The following is a 21802-nucleotide window of genomic DNA, read 5'->3' as shown; positions in this document are numbered from 1 at the left end:
CCCGCCGCGTCCCCGCTACTTCGTCTCGGCCAGCCAGCGGCGCACCTCGTCGAGGTACTCGCGCGGCAGGGCGTGTCCGCTGTCGAAGGCCCGGCGTGTCTTGCGCTTGCCGGGCGCGGCCTCGAACAGGGCCTGGTTCTGCTCCGCCGTGGAGAACGTGTCACGCGTCGCGGTCAGCAGCAGCCAGTCCTGCCGAATCCCGCTCATCCGGTTCACCGGCGCGGCGTCCCCCAGCACGGGGTCGACGTGAGGGGGCACCATGGTCACCAGGTGCGTGACCCGGGGCTCGCGAGACGCCAGCAGCAGCGCCACCTGCGCGCCCATGCTGTAGCCCGCCACGAGCACTCGCGGAGGCTTCCCCGTGGCGAGCACCCGCGCGAGGAGCGCCTGCGCATCCTTCACGGTGTCCACAATCATCGCCTGATAGGGCGCGGTGTCTCCGGCATGCGCCCGCTTCGCGAGTGCGCCGGGCTTCGCATCGGGCGTCAACCGGGCCCCGTGCCGCCTCGCGTCCATGAGATAGACACGGTAGCCGGAGCGCAGCAGGTGCTCCGTCAGGGCTCCGCCATACGTGGGGGCCGCGTCGGCCAGCCAGTCCTCCTTGCTCCGGGTGAGGCCGTGCAGGAGGACGGCCACGGGCGGATTCGCCGCGGCCCCTTCCGGCTCCAGCACCAGCGCGGGAATCCCCTCCCCGTCGGCCGCCCGGACCTCCAGCGGCACCGAGGGGTGGGCGGCCCGAGCCACGGAGGCGGCCAGGAAACAGAGCGTCAGCAGCAGCGCGCGCATTGCGGTACTCCTCTTGAAGTGAGGGCACCACCCTGCCGGTGCCCACGTCAGCCACACGTCAGCCACCGGTTGACGTGCGTTTGACACAGGCCCAAGTAGCCTCTCCCACCACCCACCCCTTCCATGCGCGTGCTCATCGTCGAGGACAATCGTGACCTCCAGGCCAACATCGCGAGGTTCCTGGAGCCGGACTTCCTCCTGGACTTCGCGGCGACCGGCCCCGAGGGACTCGCGCTCGCGCTGGCCAACACCTACGACGTCCTCGTGCTGGATGTGATGCTGCCCGGCATGAGCGGCCTCCAACTGTGCGAGCGCTACCGCCAGCTCGCGCCCCGCCTCGTCCCCATCCTGATGCTGACCGCCCGGGACACGCTGGAGGACAAGCAGGAGGGCTTCCAGGCCGGCGCGGATGACTACCTCGTCAAGCCCTTCTCACTCCGGGAGCTGCGCTGGCGGCTGGAAGCCCTGGCCCGCCGGCCCGTGCCTCCGAGCGGGCGGCGACTCACCCTGGGAGACCTGTCGCTGGAGCCGGAGAGCGGACAGGTGCGCTGGGGCGGGCGCACCGCGCGGCTCCATCGCACCGAGGCCCTCATCCTGCGGCTGCTGCTGGAGGCCGCGCCCGCCACCGTCTCCGCGGCGCTGCTGGCCGAGCGTCTCTGGGGTGACGACGCGCCGGAGTCGAGCGCGCTGCGCACCCACGTCTACGCCCTGCGCAAGGCGCTCGCCGAGCTGGGAATCGAAAATGCCATCACCACCCGACGGAGCGAGGGGTACAGCCTGGATGCGCAAAGGTGCAAGGCCAGTCCATGAAATCCTGCTGCGCGCCATGTGGCTGTCCGCGACGCTCGCGCTGGTGCTGATGGGCGGGTTCTTCACGCTCTTCAGCTACGACCTCGAGGACACCCTCTTCAACCGGCTCGTCGCCGCCGAGGCGGACCAACCCCGGCCGGGGCAGCTCCCGGGCCTCACCGCGTATACCGGCCATGCCTCCCTGCCGCCCTGGCTGCGGGCGCGGCTGGCGGCGGATGAGCCCCGGGGCGAATACGAGGTGCCCACCGACGGCCACGGCCACTTCCACGTCGCGGTGCGCCCCGGCGCCGAGCGCGGGAGCACCCGGTACGTCGCGCTTGAAGTGTCCTCGCTGACGAGCACCACGGCCCGGCTGGGGCGGAACTCCGGCCTGCTCCTCTCCAGTGCGGTGCTGGCGCTGCTGGCCGCCGCGCTGCTCGGCCGGCTCGTGGCCCGCCGCATCGGCCAGCCACTGGAGCAGCTCGTGGAGCGGCTGGGGGAGGCAGGCGGAGTCCTGCCCGGAGATGACGGCGGAGTGAGCGAGGTGCGCGCGCTGCTCGAGGCGCTGCGAGCCCGGGATGCGCGCATCCAGGAGCTGCTGGAGCGGGAGCGGCAATTCAACCGCGACGCCAGCCACGAGCTGCGCACCCCGCTGGCCGTGGCCCAGGGCGCGGTGGAGATTCTGGAGCGGGACCCGCCACGCGACGCGGAGACCTTCGGCCGCCTGCGCCACGCGGTGAGCCAGATGGGCCTGCTGACAGAGGGCCTGCTCTGGCTGGCGCGGGAGCGGCGCTCCGAGGAGCACTGTGAGCTGCTGCGCGTCTCGCGGGAGCTGGTCGCGCTGTACGGACACCTGCGGCGCGGCGAGCGCGTCGAGCTCGCAATCGAAGCCGAGGGGGAAGTCCAGGCCCCCATCCCCGCCGCGGTGGCGCGGGTGATGCTGGGCAACCTCCTCAAGAACGCCCTCGCGTACACGAGCGAGGGGCGCATCGTCATCCGCCTCGAGCCCACGGCGTGGACCCTCTCCGACACCGGCGTCGGCTTCGGCCAGGTCCAGCCCGGGCAGGAGGGCTTTGGCATCGGCCTGTCCCTGGTGGAGCGGCTCGCCCGGCGGTTCTCCTGGGGCTTCTCCATCGACGCCCTGGAGCCCCATGGCACACGCGCGCGGCTGACCTGGACATCCTCCCACCACGCGTGAAGAGTCGTGGCATGACGCTGAGACCCATCGCCGAAGTGGGCGCCGAGCTGGGCCTGTCCTCCGACCACGTGCTCCCCTGGGGCACCCACCGCGCCAAGGTGTCGCTGGACGCGCTCGAGAAGCCGGGCGGGAAGCAGGGCCGCCTGGTGCTCGTGTCCGCCATCAACCCCACGCCTCCGGGCGAGGGGAAGACCACCATGTCCGTGGCCCTGGCCATGGGCCTGCGCAAGCGCGGGCGCCGCGCGGTGGCCGCCCTGCGCGAGCCGTCGCTCGGCCCCGTCTTCGGCGTGAAGGGCGGAGGCACTGGCGGCGGTCAGGCCAGCCTGGAGCCCGCGGCCGACATCAACCTGCACTTCACCGGCGACCTGCACGCGATTACCAGCGCCAACAACCTGCTCGCCGCGCTGGTGGACAACGCCGTGTACTACGGCCAGCCGGTGGCCATCGAGTCCACGCGCGTGCGCTGGCGGCGCGCCATGGACATGAACGACCGCTTCCTGCGCAACGTCATCATCGGCCTGGGTGGCAAGGCGCACGGCGTGCCGCGCGAGGCCGCGTTCGACATCACCGCCGCCAGCGAGGTCATGGCCATCCTCGCCCTGGCCGACGGGCTCAAGGACCTGGAGACGCGGCTGGGCCGCATCGTCGTGGGCCACTCGCCGGACGGAAAGCCGGTGCGCGCGCGGGACGTGGACGCCGCCGCGGCCATGGTGGCGGTGCTCAAGGACGCGCTGATGCCCAACCTCGTACAGACGCGCGAGGGCGGCCCGGCGCTCGTCCACGCGGGGCCGTTCGGCAACATCGCGCACGGGTGCAGCTCCGTGCTGGGCACGCGGATGGGGCTGGCCCATGCGGACGAGGTGGTGACGGAGGCCGGCTTCGGCTTCGACCTGGGCGCGGAGAAGTTCCTCGACATCAAGTGCCGCAACGCCGGGGTGTGGCCCCGGGGCGTGGTGCTGGTGGTGACGCTGCGCGCGCTGAAGCACCACGGCGGCGCGCCAGCCGCGCGCGTGGCCGAGCCGGACCGCGAGGCGCTCGTGCGCGGCTTCGCTCACGTGGAGAAGCACCTGGAGTCGATTGCGGCCTTCGGCCTGCCGGCCGTCATCTGCGTCAACCGCTTCCCGCAGGACACGGAGGCGGAGCTGGAGGAGCTGCGCGCCTTCGGGCGGCAGCGCGGGGTGGAGATGGCCGTGTGCGAGGGCTTCGCGCGTGGAGGAGACGGCTCGCTGGAGCTGGCGGACCGGGTGCTGGAGATGTTGGACCGGACCGACGCGGCCCCGCCCCGCCCGCGCTTCCTCTACGAGCTGACGCAGTCTCCCGAGGAGAAGGTGCGCGCCATTGCCCGCACCGTGTACGGCGCGGACGACGTGGCCTTCACGGCGGGGGCGCAGAAGGACTTGCAGATGGTGCGCGAGCTGGGCGGCGCGGAGCTGCCGGTGTGCATGGCGAAGACGCACCTGTCGCTCTCGGATGACCCGACGAAGCTGGGGCGGCCTCGCGGCTTCACGCTCACCGTGCGCGAGGTGCGGCTGTCCGCGGGCGCGGGCTTCATGGTGGCGCTCACCGGCGAAATCCTCACCATGCCCGGCCTGCCTCGCGAGCCGGCCGCCCGCCGCATCACCGTCCACGACGACGGCCGAATCACGGGGCTGATGCAGGGAGAGTGACGGCCAACACCGCCGGGCTCCGAGCTTCGAGCTTCGGGTTCGTGGGAAGCGGACGCGGAGCCGGGAAGGCCGGGGTGCCACCTCGCACGGTGGCACCCTCACGGCCCGTCACCAGAGCCCAGCGAGGCTCAGACGCGGAACGCGGTGGACAGGTCCTTCAGCTGCCCCAGCGACGTGTTGATTTGCGCGACGGCGGCCTCGGCCGTCATCGTCGCCGTCACCACGTCGGCCATCATCGACGACAGCTGCGTCACCACATCCGTCATCTGCGCGATGCCGGCGTTCTGCTGGGTGACGGAGGCGACAATCTGCCGCGCGGCCTGACTGCTCTCCTGCACCACCGTGGTGATTTCCTTCAGCGTGTTCGCCGAGGCGAGCACCTGCTCGATGCCCTCCTCCATCTTCTCGCTGTCACCCTCGGCGATGGAGACCGTCCCGCGGATGGCCTGGTTGATCTCCAGGAGAATCTTGCCGATGCGCTGGGTGCTCTGCAGCGACTGGCCGCTGAGCGAGCGCATCTCGCGCGCCACCACCGCGAAGCCCCGGCCCTCCTCGCCCGCGCGCGCCGCTTCAATCGCCGCGTTCAGCGCGAGCACGTTGGACTGGTCCGCCAGGTCCTTCACGCTGCTGATGATTTCACCCGCGTGCACGGCCTGGTCGCTCAGGTGCGCGATGCTGCCCACCAGCGCGCCCACCCGCTGGCGAATCTGGGTGAGCCCCTCGGCGCTCTTCTCAATCGACTCCTGGCCCGACGAGCTGAACGCGTCCGCCTGCGCCGCCACCTTGAGCACCATCTCCGCGCGGCTGGCCGCCATGCTGGAGGTCTGCGCGATTTCGGCAATCGTGGTGCTCGCCTCGGTGAGGCTGCGGGACTGGTTGGTGAGGAAGTCCACCTGCTCCTGGCTGGCCTGCGTCAGCCGCCCGGCCGCCGCCGTCAGGTCCGTCACCACGGTGGCGATGGTGCTCGGCACGTTGCGCAGCCGCGTCACCATCGTCTGGTAGCCACGCGCCAGCTCGCCCACCTCGTCCTGCGCGCTGGTGTCGATGGCCTGCGTCAGGTCGCCGTCCTGCGCAATCTTCGTCGCCGAGGCGGTCAGCTTCTCGAGGGGCACCGTCACCTGCTGGTGCAGCCAGTACGCCAGGAACCCCGTCAGCGCGAGGCCCAGCAGCCCCAGCACGACCACCCACCCCTGCAGCGTGCCGCGCTGCCCATTCCACGCGTCGTGGGCCGCGCGAAGGGCCTGGGCATCCGCCTCCGCCGCCTGCTGGAAGGCGCCGCGCAGCGCCTGGTACGAGGCCTCGTGCCGGGCCCGCGCGGCCTCCGCCTGCGCGTCACCCTTCACCGTGAGCGCCAGGGCCTGCTCGGCGCTGCTCCAGTACGCGGCGAGGTCGCGCTTGAGCGCGTCGGCCTGCTCCACGTTCGCGCCCGGCAGGGCCCGCGCGAGGTCGAGCTTCGCCTCCAGCTCCTTCACCTCCGCGCGCAGCGACTCCAGCCCACCCTCTGACTTGCGGTTCATCTCGGCCAGGACACCCCGGTGCAGGCCGGGATACCGCAGGGAGACCTCGCGGCTCAGCTCACTGGCCGGAGCAAGGGAGGTGTGGATGCGCTCGTACGTGGACCCCTGGCTGGAGCCCAGCGTCACGCACGCCAGGAGGATGGCCACGAGGAACACGCCGGCCGCCGCGGGCACCGCCGTCATCTTCTGCATCAACTTCAGCTTCAGACGCACCGGGCGCCCTCCCTACCGTGAGCGGTCCCCGTCTCCACCGAGCGCCCGACGGTCATCTCAGCCGGGGTTCGGCAATTGAAACGGGGCCCCGAGCAGGGCCAGCTGCGCCAACACATGTCGCCTTCCTTCCGCGGGCCCCAGAGAGGGCCCCCCAATGCTCGGGCGGACCGCTGATCCGCCGCGCGCCGTAGGATACCGGACTGAGCCCCTACTGCTAAGCCCCTACAGCCCCTACCAACCCGACGGCCGCGATAGACTGAAGGGTCATGGGTACATTTCGACCCCGGGGATGGAGGGCGATCAGCCGAGGGGAGCGGGCCCTCGCCCAGAGGGCGTCAGGCCCGGACGTGATGTAGGTCTCCAGGGCGCACGGGGCGAGCGGTGGGCTGGCGGCCCGCCCGGCTTCCGGGTGGGGGAGGGCGCTCGGGCTAGCGCCCCGTGTCCTGTACGAAGGGGGCGATTTCCCGCCGGCAGGCCTCGTCGCACTCAGAGAAGCGGGTGAGGAAGTCGGCCTGCTGCCGGCAGCGCTTCTCCAGGCGGCCGCCGCTCTTCACGCCCGCATCGGTGAGGCAGATGCGCCGGATGTCGTCGCGCGTCTCCTGGAACAGGGCCGCGCGCTGCACGGGGGCCAGGGCGTTCAGGGCGCGGTTCTCTCCACCCTGCACATAGAGCCACACCACGCCGAGGACGAGCAGCACCCCACCCAGCAGCAGAGCCTGGCGGAGCCGCTTCTCCCCGCCCGAGGGCGGACGGTCCCTGGAGAAGATGTTGTCCTCGCCACCATCCCCCGGCGGAGGGCCGCCGGCCATCATCCCATTCAGGCGCATACCCCCCCGTTTCACTGCAACGCGGGCACCAACGCCAGCACCACTTTCAGCGGTGTGCAGGAAGCGTCACGAGCGAGGCGGGTTGCGGACTGCAAGGGACGGGGGCTCCGTGGGTTGCGAAACACGGGGCGGGCGGCGCGGGCTGACGAGGGAACCCCTCGGGAAGCCTCGCGCCGGGCACACCGCACGGCGAGGCGCGAGGGATGCACCTAGGATTGACTCATGGATGCACGGCCGGAAGCGACGCCTGTCGCGGGTGAGCGCCCCATGCGGGTGCTGGTGGTGGACGACGAGCGCAACATCCGCCACACCCTGCGGGTGTGCCTGGAGGGGCTCGGCTGCGAGGTGCGCGAGGCGGCCACACCCGAGGCGGCCCTGGCGGCGCTCGCCCAGGGGCCCGCTGACCTGGCGTTCGTGGACCTGCGGCTGGGGACGTCCAGCGGGCTGGAGCTGCTGCCCAAGCTGCTGGCCGAGTCCCCCAACCTGGACGTCGTGCTCATCACCGCGTACGCGACGTTCGACACGGCGGTGGAGGCGGTGAGGCGCGGCGCGCGCGACTACCTGCCCAAGCCCTTCACGCCGGCGCAGATACGACACGTGCTGGACCGGTCGCGGGCTCACCGCGAGCTGTCGTCGCAGCTGGAGAGCCTGGAAGGGCAGCTCGCGCAGGCGGTGCCGGAGGCCACGCTGGAGACGGCCTCGCCGGTGATGCACGCGGCGATAGGGCTGATGACGCGCGCGGCGGCATCCGACGCGGCGGTGCTGCTGCGGGGCGAGAGCGGCACGGGCAAGGGCGTGCTGGCGCGGGCGCTGCACTCGATGAGCGCGCGGCGGCGCCGGCCCTTCGTCACGGTGAACTGTCCCACGCTGTCCGAGCAGCTCCTGGCCAGCGAGCTGTTCGGCCACGTGCGCGGCGCCTTCACGGGCGCGGTGAAGGACCAGCCGGGGCGCGTGGAGCAGGCGGAAGGGGGCACGCTCTTCCTGGACGAAATCGCGGAGATGAGCCCCGCGCTCCAGGCGCAGCTGCTGCGCTTCCTCCAGGAGAAGCAGTTCGAGCGGCTGGGCGAGGGGCGCACGCGCAAGGCGGACGTGCGGGTGGTGGCGGCCACGAACCGGGACTTGGAGAAGGACGTGGCCTCGGGACACTTCCGCGAGGACCTGCTGTACCGGCTGAACGTCATCGAAGTGAAGCTGCCGTCGCTGCGGGAGCGGCCGGAAGATTTGCTGCCGTTGGCGCGCCGCTTCGTCGCGTTCTTCGCGCGAGCGGCGCAGCGGCCTCCGCCGGAGCTGTCTCCCGCGACGGAGAAGATGCTGCTGGCGTACGGCTGGCCGGGCAACGTGCGCGAGTTGCGCAATGCGATGGAGCGCGCGCTCATCGTCTGGCCGGCGGAGGTGCTGGAGCCACAAGCCTTCCCGGAGCGCATCGCCGCGGCGGCGGGTCCGGGCGTGGCGCTGGGCGGGCCGCACACGCTGGAGGAGGTGGAGCGCGAGCACATCCTGCGCGTCATGGCCTCGGCGCCCACGCTGGACGAGGCCGCGCGAGTCCTCGGAATCGACGCGTCCACGCTGTGGCGCAAGAGGAAGAAGTACGAGGCGGGCACGCCCGGCGAGGGGTGAGGTTCCGCGTGGTTCGCGAGCAGGCAGACGCGGCGGAAGCGACCCGGCCTCGCGGGCCGAGGGCAGCCCTGCCTGCGGGCGGATGGCTACCGTTCCGGTGAGGAGGTCTGCCTGGCCCGCTGGGGCTGTGGCTGCAGGCAGCTCGCGCGGCCACCGGCCACCGTGAACCAGGCGGAGCTCCGCCACCGGGAGGAGCCGGGCGGGGGCTCTCTCCGACGACCGGGCACGTCGAGACAGTGGGGCTGGCGAGAGACTCCAGCGCTTCGGGGTGGGGAGCGTGCGAGGCCCCGCGCGGCCGTGCCGGTGATTGCGACGCCCGGCGGTCGTGCGGACCCTTGGATTGCACAGGACCCGAGACAAGGAGTGCATCCGTGGACGTCATTGACCTGTTGATTCAGCAGCACCGTGAGGTTGACGCGCTGTTCGAGGCCTTCCGGAACGCACCGGACGACGCGACGAAGAAGGAGTTGTGCATCCAGCTCGCGGAGGCGCTCACGCTGCATGCCACCATCGAGGAGCGGTGGATCTACCCCGTCGCGCGCCGGGTCATCGGCGAGGACAAGATTCAGCACTCGGTGGACGAGCACGGCGAGATGAAGCGGCTCATCGCCGACATCCTCCGCTCGCGGAACGATGTGAATGGGCTGGCGGGCAAGGTGAACTCGCTGGAGCAGGTGGTGAAGAGCCACATCGCGGACGAGGAGAAGAACGTGCTGCCGCAGTTCGGGCAGAAGGTCACCGAGAAGGAAATCGGCATGTCCTGCAACGACATCGTCCGCACCGCCTCCGCCGTTCGCCGCGAGGAGATGAGCAAGCTGGAGAGCGGGGCCAACATCTGAGGACCGGGAACCTCCGCGGCACCTACCAGGGCACCCATCGGAAGCGCGGCCAGGCACCGCATCCGGGGTGCCCTTTCAGCAGAACGCCGGCCCACCAGGGCTGCCCCATCCCAGAGCCCGTCAGGTTGCATTTGGGACGGCTGATATCCTTCCAGGAGGGCCCTCACCGAGCCGGACGAACCACGATCCACATATAAAGATCAGTAATTTCAGATCTTTATGGTCGAATTCAGCACCCATGCGGAACCAAGCGGTGGGTCACTTGCGATTGCGTCGTTTGTGGGCATTATAGATTCGCGTAACAACCGGGATTCGTTCGTTACGCCATCGCGCCTTGTGCCCCATGGAGTGGAGCACGCCCATGACCCTGTCCCCAATCGACGCAGCCACCACTTCCACACGAGCCTCTGAGCCGGTCACCGCCAACGAGGCGAGCCTGGGACAGGTGCAGCAACTCGCGAAGCTCATCACCGAGACGCTTCAGGGGCAGGGAACCCAGCCACGCTTTTCACTCCTTGGACCCAACCACGAGACGCTTCCGGTACCCAGGGACGTGCTGACGCTGCTCCAGCAACTTCTGGCCGTCCTGGCCTCGGGCGATGCGGTCTCCATCGTCCCCGTCCAGAAGGAGCTCACGACCCAGCAGGCCGCCAACCTGCTCAACGTCTCGCGCCAATACCTCGTACAGCTCCTCGACGAAGGGAAAATCCCCTATCGCCGCACTGGCACTCACCGGCGTGTCTCTACCCACGATGTGCTCGAATACCGGGTGAAGCGTGACGCCGAACGCGATGCCAAGCTTGCCGCGATGATGCAGGAAACACAGCAAGAGGGGGGCTACCCGGAATTTGACTAGCACCCGGGGTACTGGGCCCGCTTGACAACGGTGGGGACCGCGCGCGACGACTGCACCGTGCTCCACGCCGTCTTTCCGGTCATCCTCGACGCGAACGTCCTCATCCCGGTTTCGCTTTGTGACGTGCTGCTCAGGGCGGCCAGGAAGAACCTCATCCAGGTCTACTGGACCGAGGAAATCCTCGAGGAGATGCGCCGCAATCTCGTGGCGGAGTACAGGCGTTCGGAAAGCCAGGCAGCGCGTCGTGTCGCCGCCATGAAGGACGCCTTTCCTGAAGCACTGGTCACCGGCTACGAGCAGCTCACCCCTGCGATGAAGAATCATCCGAAGGACCGGCACGTGTTGGCGGCAGCGGTTCATATCGGTGCGCAGACCATCGTCACCAACAACCTGCGTGACTTCAGAGCAGAGCATCTGCCGAGGAACATGCAGGCCCAGGATCCGGACACCTTTCTTCAGAACCTGCTGAGCCAGGCTCCAGATGCCATCCTTGAGGTTCTGCATCTACAGGCCGCGAACCTGAAGAACCCGCCCATCCCTTTTGAGAAGATGCTGGAAGGCATGGCGCGCACGGTGCCTGGATTCATCCAGGAGGTTCGCGGCCTGCTCCCTCCTTCTCCCATCACGGAGCCGTGAGGCGAACCACTTCACTCACCCCTGCCCCACCGCCTCCGGCTGAGGCAGGGTGAACCAGAACGTGCTGCCCTGTCCCGGCGCGCTCACCACGCCGATGTCCCCGCCGTGCGCCTGGACGATGTCCTTCGCAATCGACAGCCCCAGCCCGGCCCCGCCCGCCGGCGCGCCCGGGGCTCGGTAGAACTTCTCGAAGATGCGCGCCTGCTGCTCCGGCGCAATCCCCTCGCCCGTGTCCCGCACCTCGAAGCACACCCGCGCGCCCTCGCGCGACACGCGCACCTCCACCTCGCCTCCCCCGGGCGTGTGCTTCACCCCGTTGCCCACCAGATTCCCCAGCACCAGGCCCAGACGCTCCGGGTCCACCTCCACCGCCTCCACGTCCAGCGACACCTGCCGCGACAGACGCACCCCGCGCTCCTCCGCCGCCGCCCGCTGCGCCTCCAGCGCCGCGTCCACCAACTCCTCCGCTGGCAACCGGCGCACCTCCAGTTGGAGCTGTCCCGCCTGGATGCGCGACAAGTCCAGCAGGTCGTCCACGATGCCCTGCAACCGCTCGCAGTCCTCGCGCGCCGCGTGGAGCAGGTCCGCCTGCTTCTCCGTCACCGGCCCCACCACGCCCTCCGCCACCAGATGCACCGCCATGCGCAGGGACGTGAGCGGCGTGCGGAACTCGTGTGCCACCGTGGCCACCAGGTCGTTCTTCAGCTCGTCGAAGCGCCGCAGCCGCGTCACGTCCTGGAGGATGACGGTGGCCCCCACCACCTCGCCCGTCTCTCCGTACACCGGGCTGGCCCGAGGCAGCAGCCAGCGGTCCCCTTCCGGCAGCTCCACCCGCACCGCCTCCTCGTAGCCACGCGGCTGGTACGCGCCCCGGCCTCCGAGCACATGGCCGCGCACCCGCTCCAGCACCTCGCGCGCCTCGGGGGCCACGCGCCCCAGCACGTCCCCGCCTCCCTCCACCGACAGCCGCAGCACGCCCTCCGCCGAGCGATTCACATTGAGCAGCCCGCCCCCCGCGCCGAACACCACCACCGGGTCCGGCAGGCTGTCGATGGCCGCCTGGGACGCGGCCTGCGCCTGGAGCAGCTCGCCCAGGCTGCTCTGCCGGTACTGCTGGAGCGCCTCCGCCATGGCGTTGAAGTCCTGGCCGAGCTGCGCGATTTCATCCCGCCCCTCCACCACCGCTCGCGTCGCGTAGTCGCCCCGCCCCAGCCGCCGCACCGCCTGCGACAGCACCGACACCGGCCGCAGCGCCCGGTGCGTCAGCGACGTGGACGCGAACAGCCCCGTCACGAAGGCCGCCAGCACCACCGTCACCATCAACGTGTTCACCCGCGTGCTCTGCCGCCGCTGCGCCTCGCTCTTGCGCACCATGGCGTCCTGGTTCAGCGCGAGCACCCCCGCCGCCGCCGCTTTCACCTCCTGGAACGCCGGCCCGAGCGCACGGAAGTACGCCCCACGCGCGGCTTCCGTCGAGGGCAGCGCGAGCAGGGCGTCGTACTCCGCCACGTAACGCCGCCACGCCTCGCGCAACCCACGGGTGGCGTCGGCCTCGCCCGACTCGGTGACGTTGCCCTCCTGGAGCTTCAGCGCCTCCTCCAGCGAGGGGCGCTGCGCTGCCTGCTGTGCCACACCCCGCTCGCGCTCGCCCGCGACGATGAAGAGTGCGGCGCTGTCCATGCGCTCCAGTTGCTCAGTCATCCGCTGCATGGCCAGCACGCTGCGGTAGTTGTCCTGGAGGATTTCCTGCCCCGCCCGCCCCAGCCGCGACAGCGTGAGCACGGCCACCACACCCACCAGCGCCAGGGCGAGCGCCAGCGGTGCCTGTGCCAGCAACAACCGACCCCGCAGCGTCATGGGCGGCGCTCCTCGTGGACGTTCTCGAAGGCCACCACGTGGATGTCGACGCCCTCACCCTCGCGCAGCAGCCGCACGTCCGCCGCGCGCCCCAGCAGCCGCTTCCACCACGGCTGGTGCGAGCGGCCGACGATGAGGTGCCCCACCCCGTGCGAGCGCGCGAAGTCGAGGATGGCCTCCACCGGGTCCTTCGAGCGCAGCCGCACCACCTCCGCGCCCAGCTCCTTCGCCTTCTCGATGTTCGCCAGCAGGTGCCGCTGCGCCTCCGAGTCGATGAGGTGTGGCGCCTCGCGCGGCGTCTCCACGTAGACGACGAACCAGTCCGTGTTGAGCCGGCCCGCCATCCGCGAGCCCCGGCGCAGCAGCGTGGCCGCGCGCGGTGGATGGCTGGACAGCGCCACCAGCACCCGGCCCCAGGCCGCGCCCTTCTGCGAGGACTCCTCTCCCGCGCGCGGAGGCTGCCCCGCGGTGGCCCGGTCCAGGCTCTCCGCCACCTCGCGCAGCGCCAGCTCGCGCAGGGTGGACAGGTTCTCCTCCTTGAAGAAGCGCTCCAGCGCGTGGGGCACCTTGTCCTCGGCGTAGATCTTCCCCGCCTTCAGCCGCTCGTGCAGGTCCTCCACCGCGAGGTCCAGGTTCACCACCTGGTCGGCCCCCTTGAGGAAGCTGTCCGGGAGCGTCTCGCGCACGGTGACGCCGGTGGTGCGCTCCACCAAATCGTTCAGGCTCTCCAGGTGCTGCACGTTGAAGGCGCCAATGACGTTGATGCCCGCGTCCAGCAATTCCTGCACGTCCTGGTAGCGCTTGCGGTGGCGGCACACGGGGAGGTTGGTGTGGGCCAGCTCGTCCACCACCGCCACCTGGGGCTTGCGTGCGAGCACCGCGTCCAGGTCCATCTCCTCCACGGTGACGTCGCGGTAGGTGTACGGCTTGCGCGGCACCGACTCCAGGCCGTCCACCAGCGCCTGTGTCTCCTTGCGGCCGTGCGTCTCCACGAAGCCGAGCACCACGTCCACCCCGCGCCGCTTCAGCGCGTGCGCCTCCTCCAGCATCCGGTACGTCTTGCCCACGCCGGCCGCGAAGCCGATGTACAGCTTGAGCCGGCCGCGCCGGCCCCGCTCCACCAGCTCCAGGAAGTCCTCCGCGCGCGTGCGCCGCGTCATCGTCATCCTCGGGCCCCTCGGGAGCGGGCCACACGGAGAATGCCCCCGGGCCGCGCGGAATGCATGGGCTGAGTGCCGCGCCTCACCGGCCCCCCGGGCCCACGGGCGCCGCCTCGCCTCCGAGGCCCGCACCCGTGCCTCTTGCAGGCTCTGCCGGGAGCTGGCCGAACTGCCGGTCCATCGCCAGGTTCAACAGCAGCACATTGACACGAGGCTCGCCCAGCACGCCGAGGGTGCGCCCCTCCACGTGCGAGTCCAGCAACGCCAGCAACCGCTCCGGCGCCACCCCGCGCGCCCGGGCCACGCGCGGCGCCTGCCAGCGCGCAGCCTCCGGCGACAAGTGCGGGTCCAGGCCAGAAGCCGAGGCCGTGACGAGCTCCGCCGGCACCGGGCCCGGAGCGTCCGGATTCTCGCGGAGCAGGCGCTCCGCCTCGGCGGCCACCCGCTCCTTCAGCTTCAGGGACGTGGGGCCCAGGTTGCTGCCCGACGACGCCGCGCCGTCATACCCGGCGCCCGCGGCGGAGGGACGTGGCTGGAAGTAGCCCGGGCGGGTGAAGCCCTGTCCGATGAGGGCGCTGCCCACCACGCGGCCCTGCTCGTCCTTCACCCACGAGCCATTGGCCTCGCCGGGAAAGAGGAGCTGCGCCACTCCGGTGACGGCCAGCGGGTACAGCAGGCCCGTGAGCACCAGGGTGACGACACAGGTGCGCAGGGCGGTGACGAGGTTGGAGACCATGACAGGTGCGTCCTTTCAGACCAGGCCCACGGCGCCGAGCAGCACGTCGATGACCTTGATGCCCACGAAGGGAACGATGACGCCGCCCACTCCGTAGAGCAGGAGGCTGCGCCGCAGCAGCGCCGCCGCGCCGAGCGGCCGGTACCTCACGCCCCGCAGCGCCAGGGGAATCAGCGCGATGATGATGAGCGCGTTGAAGATGACCGCGGAGAGGATGGCGCTGAACGGCGAGCCCAGCCCCATGACGTTGAGGGGCGCGATTTGCGGGAACACGCCCATGAAGAGCGCGGGGAGGATGGCGAAGTACTTCGCCACGTCGTTGGCGATGGAGAACGTGGTGAGCGTCCCGCGCGTCATCAGCAGTTGCTTGCCCACCTCCACCACCTCCAGCAGCTTGGTGGGGTTGGAGTCGAGGTCCACCATGTTCCCCGCCTCCTTCGCCGCCTGGGTGCCGGTGTTCATCGCCACGCCCACGTCGGCCTGGGCGAGCGCGGGCGCGTCGTTGGTGCCGTCGCCCGTCATCGCCACCAGCTTGCCCTTGCCCTGCTCGGTGCGGATGAGGGCCAGCTTTGCCTCGGGCGTGGCCTCCGCGAGGAAGTCGTCCACGCCGGCCTCGCGCGCAATCGCCGCCGCGGTGCGCGGGTTGTCGCCCGTAATCATCACCGTGCGGATGCCCATGGCGCGGAAGCGGTCGAACCGCTCCTTGATGCCGCCCTTCACCACGTCTTTCAGGTGGACGATGCCCAGCAGTCGCGCGCCCTCCGCCACCGCCAGCGGCGTGCCGCCCGAGTCGCCGATGCGGCCCGCCACCGCGTCCAGCTCCGCCGGCACCGCGCCACCCCGCGTCTGGACATGCCGGACCACCGCATCCACCGCGCCCTTGCGGATGCTTCGCGGGTGCGGGTCAACCAAATCACAGCCGCTGATGCGCGTCTGCGCGGTGAAGGGCACGAAGGTGGCGTGGTGCGCCTGCAGCTCGCGCGGGCGCAGCTTGTAGGTGTCCTTCACCAGCGTGACGATGGAGCGGCCCTCGGGCGTCTCGTCCGCGAGGCTCGCGAGCTGTGCCGCCTCCGCCAGCTCCTCGATGCGGATGCCCGGCATGGGCAGCAGCTCCGTGGCCATGCGGTTGCCCAGCGTAATCGTGCCCGTCTTGTCCAGGAGCAGCGTGTCCACGTCGCCCGCCGCCTCCACCGCGCGGCCGCTCATGGCCAACACATTCTTGCGCAGCAGCCGGTCCATGCCGGCGATGCCGATGGCGCTCAGCAGGCCGCCAATCGTCGTGGGGATGAGGCACACCAGCAGCGCCACCACCGCCGTGCCCGACAGCGGCACGCCCGAGTAGAGCGCCAGCGGCACCAGCGTCACACACGCCAGCAGGAATACCACCGTCAGCCCCACCAGCAGGATGTGGAGGGCCAGCTCGTTCGGCGTCTTCTGCCGCGCCGCGCCCTCCACCAGTCCAATCATCCGGTCGAGGAAGGACTCCCCCGGGTTCGCGGAGATTCGCACCACGATGCGGTCCGACAGCACCTTGGTGCCGCCCGTCACCGCCGAGCGGTCACCGCCGGACTCGCGGATGACGGGCGCGGACTCGCCCGTCACGGCGGACTCGTCCACGCTGGCGATGCCCTCCACCACCTCGCCGTCGCCGGGGATGGGGTCGCCCGCCTCGCACACCACGAGGTCCCCCTTGCGCAGGTCCTGAGCGGGCACGCGTTCCTCGCGCCCGTCCACCTGGCGGCGCGCGGTGGTGTCCTTGCGCAGCTTCCGCAGGGCGCCGGCCTGGGCCTTGCCGCGCCCCTCCGCCACGGCCTCCGCCAAGTTGGCGAACAGCACGGTGAACCACAGCCACAGCGTCACCGACACTGTGAACCACAGCGGCGCGGCCTCAGGGCGCGGAGCCACGAGGTCCTTCACCAGCAGCACCGTGGTGAGCAGGCTGCCGGCCCACACCACGAACATGACGGGGTTGCGGGCCACGTCGCGCGGGTGGAGCTTCTTCAGGCTGTCCACCAGCGCGGGCTTGAGGAGCGAGGCGTCGAGGAGTGACGCCGGCTTGGAAGCAGCGGAGCTCATGGTCAGTAGACCTTTCCGGCCCCGGCGAGGAAGTGCTCGACGAGGGGACCGAGGGAGAGTGCGGGGAAGAACGTGAGCGCGCCGACGATGAGCACCACGCTCACCAGCAGGCCGGTGAAGAGGGCGCCATTGGTGGGGAAGGTGCCCGGACCCACCGGCACCCCCTTCTTGCCCACCATGGAGCCGGCAATGGCCAGCGCGGGAATCATCATCAGGAAGCGCCCGCCGAGCATCGCCACGCCCAGCGTGAGGTTCCAGAAGGGCGTGTTGGCGTTGAGGCCCGCGAAGGCGCTGCCGTTGTTCGCCGCGCCGCTGGTGTACGCGTAGAGGATTTCCGACAGGCCGTGCGGCCCCGCGTTGTTGAGCGAGGAGACGCCCTGGGGAAGCACCACCGCCGCCGCCGCCAGCCCGAGGATGAACAGCGGGAAGACGAGCACGTACAGCATGGCGAGCTTCAGCTCCTTCGCCTCCACCTTCTTGCCCAGGTACTCGGGCGTGCGGCCCACCATGAGGCCGGCGATGAAGACGGCGAGCACCACCATGATGAGGATGCCGTAGAGGCCGGCGCCCACTCCGCCGAAGACCACCTCACCGAGCTGCATGTTGACGAGCGGCACCAGCCCGCCCAGCGGGTTGAAGCTGTCGTGCATGGCGTTCACCGCGCCGCACGAGGCCGCCGTCGTCACCGTGGCGAACAGCGCGGAGGCGGCGATGCCGTGGCGCACCTCCTTGCCCTCCAGGTTGCCGGCCTGTGCCACGTGCGCGGAGGCCACCGCGGCATTCGGCTGGAACTCGGCGGCATGGGTGGCGACCGCGCCCGCGAGGAAGAGGACGGACATGGCGGCGAAGAGGGCCCAGCCCTGCCGCGTGTCCCCGGCCATCTTCCCGTACGTGTACGTGAGCGCGGCGGGGATGGCGAAGATGGAGACGAGCTGCACCAGGTTGGTGAGCGGCGTGGGGCTCTCGAAGGGGTGCGCGCTGTTGGCGTTGAAGAAGCCACCACCGTTGGTGCCCAGCATCTTGATGGCCTCCTGCGAGGCCACCGGGCCCATGGCCAGCGTCTGCCGGCCGCCCTCCAGCGTCATGAGCTCCGGGTATGCGGAGAAGTTCTGCAGCACGCCCTGCGACACCAGGAAGAGCGCGTAGACGAAGCACAGGGGCAGCAGCACGTAGAGGGTGCCTCGGACCAGGTCCACCCAGAAGTTGCCCAGCGTCTTCTGCCCCTCGGGGCCAGGCCGGCGCGTGAAGCCGCGAGCGAGCGCCAGCGCCACGCCGAGCCCCGCCGCCGCGGAGACGAAGTTCTGCCACCCCAGCCCCGTCATCTGCGTCAGGTAGCCGAGGGTGGACTCGCCCGCGTAGGACTGCCAGTTGGTGTTCGTCGTGAAGCTGACCGCCGTGTTGAAGGCCAGCTCCGGCCCCACCGCGCCCAGCCCCTGGGGGTTGAGCGGGAGCACGTGCTGGAAGCGCTGGAGCAGGTACACGATGAGGACGCTGAAGAGACTGAAGGCCAGCAGCGCCAGGGCGTACTGCCCCCAGGTCTGCTCGCGCTTCTCCGCCGCGCCGCACAGGCGCAGCAGCACGCGCTCCACCGGGCCCAGCACGCGCGGCAGCGGACGCGTCTCCCCTTCGAAGACGCGGAAGAGGTACGCGCCCAGCGGCTTCGTCACCGCGAGCACCAGCACGGAGAACAACCCCAGCTGCAACCATCCGATGAGTGTCATTGCGGAGTCCCTAGAACCGCTCCGGACGGAGCAGGGCATAGACGAGGTACACGGTGAGCAGCACGGCCAGCAGGGCGCCTGCGGCGTATTCGAAAGTCATGGCGGGTGCCTCACAGGCGCTCGCAGCCGTGGACGTAGGCCCACGTGAGCGCGAAGAAACCGAGGGTGACGAGTACGAGGACGAGGTCCATTCAAAGGCTCCGTTGAGCACGGTGGCCGCGTGGAGCACCGCTCCCACCCGGGAGTCGGCGCACCGCGCGGGAAGGGTCAGAAGTACGCGACGGCTCCCAGCACCAGGAGCGTCTGTCCGGGCACCCGCTCGGGAGTGCCGTCGGTGGTGGTGTCGTGGCCGGAGAAGACGTCCGCCGTCGAGCGGTCATGCCGGGCCTCCAGCTTGAGGGTGAGGTGCTCCTCGGGCCGCACCTCCAGGGTGACGGTGCCCCCGGTGAGCGTCTGCGCCGTGCCGGTGATGAGGCCGTCCTCGTCGCGATACACCTCCACACGCGCGGCCACGGCCACGGGCTCGGACAGCCGCACGCGGGCGTTGAGGCCGGCGGCGTACCACCAGGCCGCGTCCTGAGCGGGGCGTGACTGACGGCCCGCATCCACGGTGGCGGCGAGGCTCAGCGACTCCGTGACGCGGTACGTGGCCACGCCATCCACGAAGAGGCGCGTGCCGTCGCTGCCCTCCTCGCCGAGGAAGGTGTTGAAGGCCGCGGACAGCCGCTCGCCCGCGTACGCCACCTGCGTGCCCAGCGCCTTGCCGGGGTTGTTCTCGGCGATGGTCTGCCAGCCGTTGATGAGGTGGAGCTGCGCGCTCCAGTTGTCATCGAACGTCCAGGTGCCCTTGAGGCCCGCCTGGTAGTACGGCGACAGCTCGCCCATCCACGAGCGCGTGTACGTCCAGTTGAGCTGCGACTGGAAGGACTCCAGGCCGATGTGGCTGGGGTAGATGCCGGCCTCCAGCGCCAGCGGGCCGGTGGCGAAGGACAGCGAGGCCTGCTGCACGTGGCGCCAGACGTCGGGGCCCGTGGAGTCGCCCTCGGGCTCGGCGAGGTGCACCACGTCCATGGCGGTGCCGAAGCCGAGCAGCACCTTCAGGCCCACCGGCTCCGGGGCCACGCTCACGCCGAGCGAAGCCAGGTTGATGGACACCTCGTTGTGCCGCTTCGCGGTGGTGCCGGTGCCAGGGATGAAGGTGGCCGAGTCCGCGGGCCGGTTGAAGTCGTAGCCGAAGTACGCGTCGACGCCGCCTTCGAGCTTCAGGCGGGAGAGGAAGCCCGGCGCCTCCGACGCGGCGGCGAGCGGAGCGGCCTCGGGCACCTGCTCCGCTAGCGGAGGAGCAGGCTGACGGAGCGCGGGCTCCGACTGAGCGAGCAGCACGGAGCAAAGGAAGGATGACGGTCCAGAGAGGAGCATGACGCCCCTCTCATGAGCACCCTCCGTACCAACCCGAGCCTCGGACAGAGCCGGGAGTTTCAGGGGGTTGCGAACCCCCGCCGTGAGCGCGGGTTGCAATCCGCACGACGGCCTCGCGGGGCCCGTGCAGGTTGAAGGCCCGTCCCTTCCGATTCAGTCCCGCGATGGGCCGGCGCCCGCCAGGAGACTGGCGGGCGCCCGCTGCCGTCGCCACCACGAGCGGCCCAACCGGGCCAGCTACAGCCGGCTCGCCCGGAGCTTCACGACGACGCGCCCTTCCGTCTCCAGCGAGCTGTCATCCGACAGCGTGACGGACAGGTCCCTCGTCACCGCCGCGGGCCATCGAAGCGTTCGCGGACAGCGTAGGGACCCGCCCGGCGCGAACGCCGGGCGGGGTGCGGCAAGAGGCGAGGCCCGTCCGCTACGGCAAGGGGCGGGAGCCGGCCGAAGGCGCCGAGGGCACCGCCGGCCAGCCGTTGGGCCAGGTGATGGCATCCACGAGCATCACCCGCGCCGTGTGGGCGCTGTTCCACGCATGGTAGACCATGTACGTGTCGCCGCGCGGCCCGGTGACGACGGAGTTGTGGCCCGGGCCCACCCAGCCGCCGCCCGTCTTGAGGATGGGCGCGCCCAGCTTCGTGTACGGGCCCAGCGGGCTGGTGGCGCGCGCGACGCCCACCGCGTACGTGCTGTTGTAGTACGCGTTACCACTGTAGAAGAGGTAGTAGTAGCCGCCCCGCGCGACGACCCAGGGCGCCTCGACGACGCCTCCCTCCCACGCGAGGTTGTTGCTCATCAGCGTGCGGCGAGTGCCCACCAGCGACAGGCCATCCGCCGACAGCTGCTGCCCGTAGATGGGCGTCGGCTGGCCCACCGCATTCCCATCCGCCTTCCACACGAGGTACGGCGTCCCGGCGGTGTCCTTGAAGAAGGTGGCGTCAATCATCCCCATGCCCGTGTCATGCACGAGCGGACGGCCCAGGTCCGTGAAGGGCCCGAGCGCGCTGTTCGAGGTGGCCGCGCCGATGGACAGCTTTCCGTTGGTATGGCGCGCGGTGTAGTACGCGATGAAGCGCGTGCCGACCTTGTGGATTTCCGGCGCCCAGTAGTCGCCCGTCGCCCACGTCGGCTTGCTCGCGGACGGGAAGATGACGCCAGCGCTGGTCCACGTCACCAGGTCCGTCGAGGTGCGCAGGGGGAAGGCGTTGGCCGCTCCCCCCGACGTGCAGGCGGCGACGTACCGCGTCCCATCATGGATGACGCCCGGGTCCGCGCAGTCCGTGGGGACCACCGGGTTCTGATACAGCCCGCCGCAGCCCGTGTAGCGGAAGGAGACTCCGCACGCATTCGAGCCGCTGAAGTACGGCGCCCAGCCATTCGACAGCACCGCGTAGGAGTTGGGGGACTGATTCACACAGGCCCTGTCCCAGAACACGCGCCCGCCCGCATCGTCGTACTGCGCCGGGTGGTTCGCCGGGTGCAGCCACGCCGGGCCGTAGGTCAGCCGCGTCGCGCACGCGGTGGCGCCGGCACAGTCCGTGTCGAGCGCCAGCACGCAGGCGTTGTTGCCGGTGAAGTACGGCTTCCAGCCGTTCGACAGCACCGCGTAGGAGTTGGTGCCCTCGTTGACGCAGCTGCCGTCCCACGTCACCAGGTCGGCCGCGGTGTCGTGCTGCGCCGGGTGGTTCGCGGGGCGAATCCAGCGGTCGCCGTAGGTGATGCGCGTGCTGCACGCGAGCGCCTCACTGACGGCGCCGACGGGGGCCTCTTCCACGAGCGCCGCGTCGGAGTGCTCTGCGCCACAGCCGGACGCGAACATCGAGACGGCACCCGCGAACGCGAGCGCCGAGAGGAATGGGGATTTCTTCACGAGACGACCTCCGAGCGC

The 21802-nt window shown here is 70.6% G+C and carries 18 protein-coding genes; 7 read left to right on the top strand and 11 right to left on the bottom strand.

What is annotated here, in order from left to right; translation table 11 throughout:
* Window positions 1-15: 15 nt before the first annotated feature.
* Entirely contained in the window at window positions 16-786 is a 771-nt protein-coding gene (locus G4D85_RS11370; protein WP_164011052.1) for an alpha/beta hydrolase, read from the bottom strand.
* A gap of 123 nt (window positions 787-909) precedes the next feature.
* Here G4D85_RS11370 and G4D85_RS11365 point away from each other — a divergent pair, with 123 nt between their 5' ends.
* The 3 genes from G4D85_RS11365 to G4D85_RS11355 are packed head-to-tail and all read left to right on the top strand — an operon-like array spanning window position 910 to window position 4440.
* Entirely contained in the window at window positions 910-1596 is a 687-nt protein-coding gene (locus G4D85_RS11365; RefSeq protein WP_164011050.1) for a response regulator transcription factor, read from the top strand.
* The gene (locus tag G4D85_RS11360; protein WP_240359211.1) at window positions 1568-2773 is read left to right on the top strand and encodes a sensor histidine kinase; all 1206 of its coding nucleotides are present in this window, start codon (window positions 1568-1570) and stop codon (window positions 2771-2773) included. The genes G4D85_RS11365 and G4D85_RS11360 overlap by 29 nt, the downstream gene beginning before the upstream one ends.
* 11 nt (window positions 2774-2784) lie before the next feature.
* Window positions 2785-4440, top strand: a complete 1656-nt coding sequence (locus tag G4D85_RS11355) for a formate--tetrahydrofolate ligase (RefSeq protein WP_164011048.1) — start codon at window positions 2785-2787, stop codon at window positions 4438-4440.
* Between the two features lie 128 nt (window positions 4441-4568).
* On the opposite strand, the gene G4D85_RS11350 is transcribed toward G4D85_RS11355, so the two are convergent.
* Both G4D85_RS11350 and G4D85_RS11345 read right to left on the bottom strand, forming a co-directional pair.
* A complete protein-coding gene (locus G4D85_RS11350; RefSeq protein WP_240359210.1) occupies window positions 4569-6170 on the bottom strand; it encodes a methyl-accepting chemotaxis protein in 1602 nt (533 codons plus the stop codon).
* Window positions 6171-6598: 428 nt separating this feature from the next.
* Window positions 6599-6997, bottom strand: a complete 399-nt coding sequence (locus G4D85_RS11345) for a hypothetical protein (RefSeq protein WP_164011046.1) — start codon at window positions 6995-6997, stop codon at window positions 6599-6601.
* 267 nt (window positions 6998-7264) lie between these two features.
* Between G4D85_RS11345 and G4D85_RS11340 the strand changes: the two genes are divergently transcribed.
* The 4 genes from G4D85_RS11340 (at window position 7265) to G4D85_RS11325 (ending at window position 10945) form a co-directional block, all read left to right on the top strand.
* A complete protein-coding gene (locus tag G4D85_RS11340) occupies window positions 7265-8614 on the top strand; it encodes a sigma-54-dependent transcriptional regulator (protein WP_164011769.1) in 1350 nt (449 codons plus the stop codon).
* A 371-nt stretch (window positions 8615-8985) separates the two neighbouring features.
* Window positions 8986-9453, top strand: coding sequence for a hemerythrin domain-containing protein (locus tag G4D85_RS11335; RefSeq protein ID WP_164011044.1), 468 nt, complete (start codon window positions 8986-8988; stop codon window positions 9451-9453).
* Between the two features lie 361 nt (window positions 9454-9814).
* Complete coding sequence (locus G4D85_RS11330; protein WP_164011042.1) at window positions 9815-10309, top strand: helix-turn-helix domain-containing protein; 495 nt, start codon at window positions 9815-9817, stop codon at window positions 10307-10309.
* A 57-nt stretch (window positions 10310-10366) separates the two neighbouring features.
* Complete coding sequence (locus G4D85_RS11325) at window positions 10367-10945, top strand: PIN domain-containing protein (protein WP_205525511.1); 579 nt, start codon at window positions 10367-10369, stop codon at window positions 10943-10945.
* A 15-nt stretch (window positions 10946-10960) separates the two neighbouring features.
* Here G4D85_RS11325 and G4D85_RS11320 read toward each other — a convergent pair whose 3' ends face one another.
* The 8 genes from G4D85_RS11320 to G4D85_RS11285 form a co-directional block, all read right to left on the bottom strand.
* On the bottom strand, window positions 10961-12802 hold the full coding sequence (locus G4D85_RS11320) for a HAMP domain-containing sensor histidine kinase (RefSeq protein ID WP_164011039.1): 1842 nt from the start codon (window positions 12800-12802) through the stop codon (window positions 10961-10963).
* Window positions 12799-13968 (bottom strand): sensor protein KdpD, encoded by a 1170-nt coding sequence (locus G4D85_RS11315; protein ID WP_164011037.1) that lies wholly within the window; start codon window positions 13966-13968, stop codon window positions 12799-12801. Before G4D85_RS11315 ends, G4D85_RS11320 begins: the two co-directional genes overlap by 4 nt.
* Before the next feature lie 76 nt (window positions 13969-14044).
* Window positions 14045-14698: a potassium-transporting ATPase subunit KdpC gene (kdpC, locus tag G4D85_RS11310; protein WP_164011034.1), complete on the bottom strand. Its 654-nt coding sequence runs from the start codon at window positions 14696-14698 to the stop codon at window positions 14045-14047.
* 15 nt (window positions 14699-14713) lie between these two features.
* Complete coding sequence (gene kdpB / locus G4D85_RS11305) at window positions 14714-16774, bottom strand: potassium-transporting ATPase subunit KdpB (protein ID WP_164011033.1); 2061 nt, start codon at window positions 16772-16774, stop codon at window positions 14714-14716.
* 2 nt (window positions 16775-16776) lie between these two features.
* Window positions 16777-18495, bottom strand: a complete 1719-nt coding sequence (gene kdpA, locus G4D85_RS11300) for a potassium-transporting ATPase subunit KdpA (protein ID WP_164011030.1) — start codon at window positions 18493-18495, stop codon at window positions 16777-16779.
* A gap of 10 nt (window positions 18496-18505) precedes the next feature.
* Window positions 18506-18595, bottom strand: coding sequence for a K(+)-transporting ATPase subunit F (gene kdpF / locus G4D85_RS11295; protein WP_164011028.1), 90 nt, complete (start codon window positions 18593-18595; stop codon window positions 18506-18508).
* 167 nt (window positions 18596-18762) lie between these two features.
* Window positions 18763-19914 (bottom strand): porin, encoded by a 1152-nt coding sequence (locus G4D85_RS11290; RefSeq protein WP_164011025.1) that lies wholly within the window; start codon window positions 19912-19914, stop codon window positions 18763-18765.
* Window positions 19915-20335: 421 nt separating this feature from the next.
* On the bottom strand, window positions 20336-21733 hold the full coding sequence (locus tag G4D85_RS11285; RefSeq protein WP_205525532.1) for a family 43 glycosylhydrolase: 1398 nt from the start codon (window positions 21731-21733) through the stop codon (window positions 20336-20338).
* Window positions 21734-21802: the final 69 nt, after the last annotated feature.

Origin of the sequence: Pyxidicoccus trucidator, assembly GCF_010894435.1 — a bacterium.
GTDB classification, from domain to species: Bacteria; Myxococcota; Myxococcia; order Myxococcales; family Myxococcaceae; genus Myxococcus; species Myxococcus trucidator.
The sequence above is the reverse complement of the archived record's forward strand: the minus strand, read 5'-3'. Positions and strand labels throughout refer to the sequence as shown.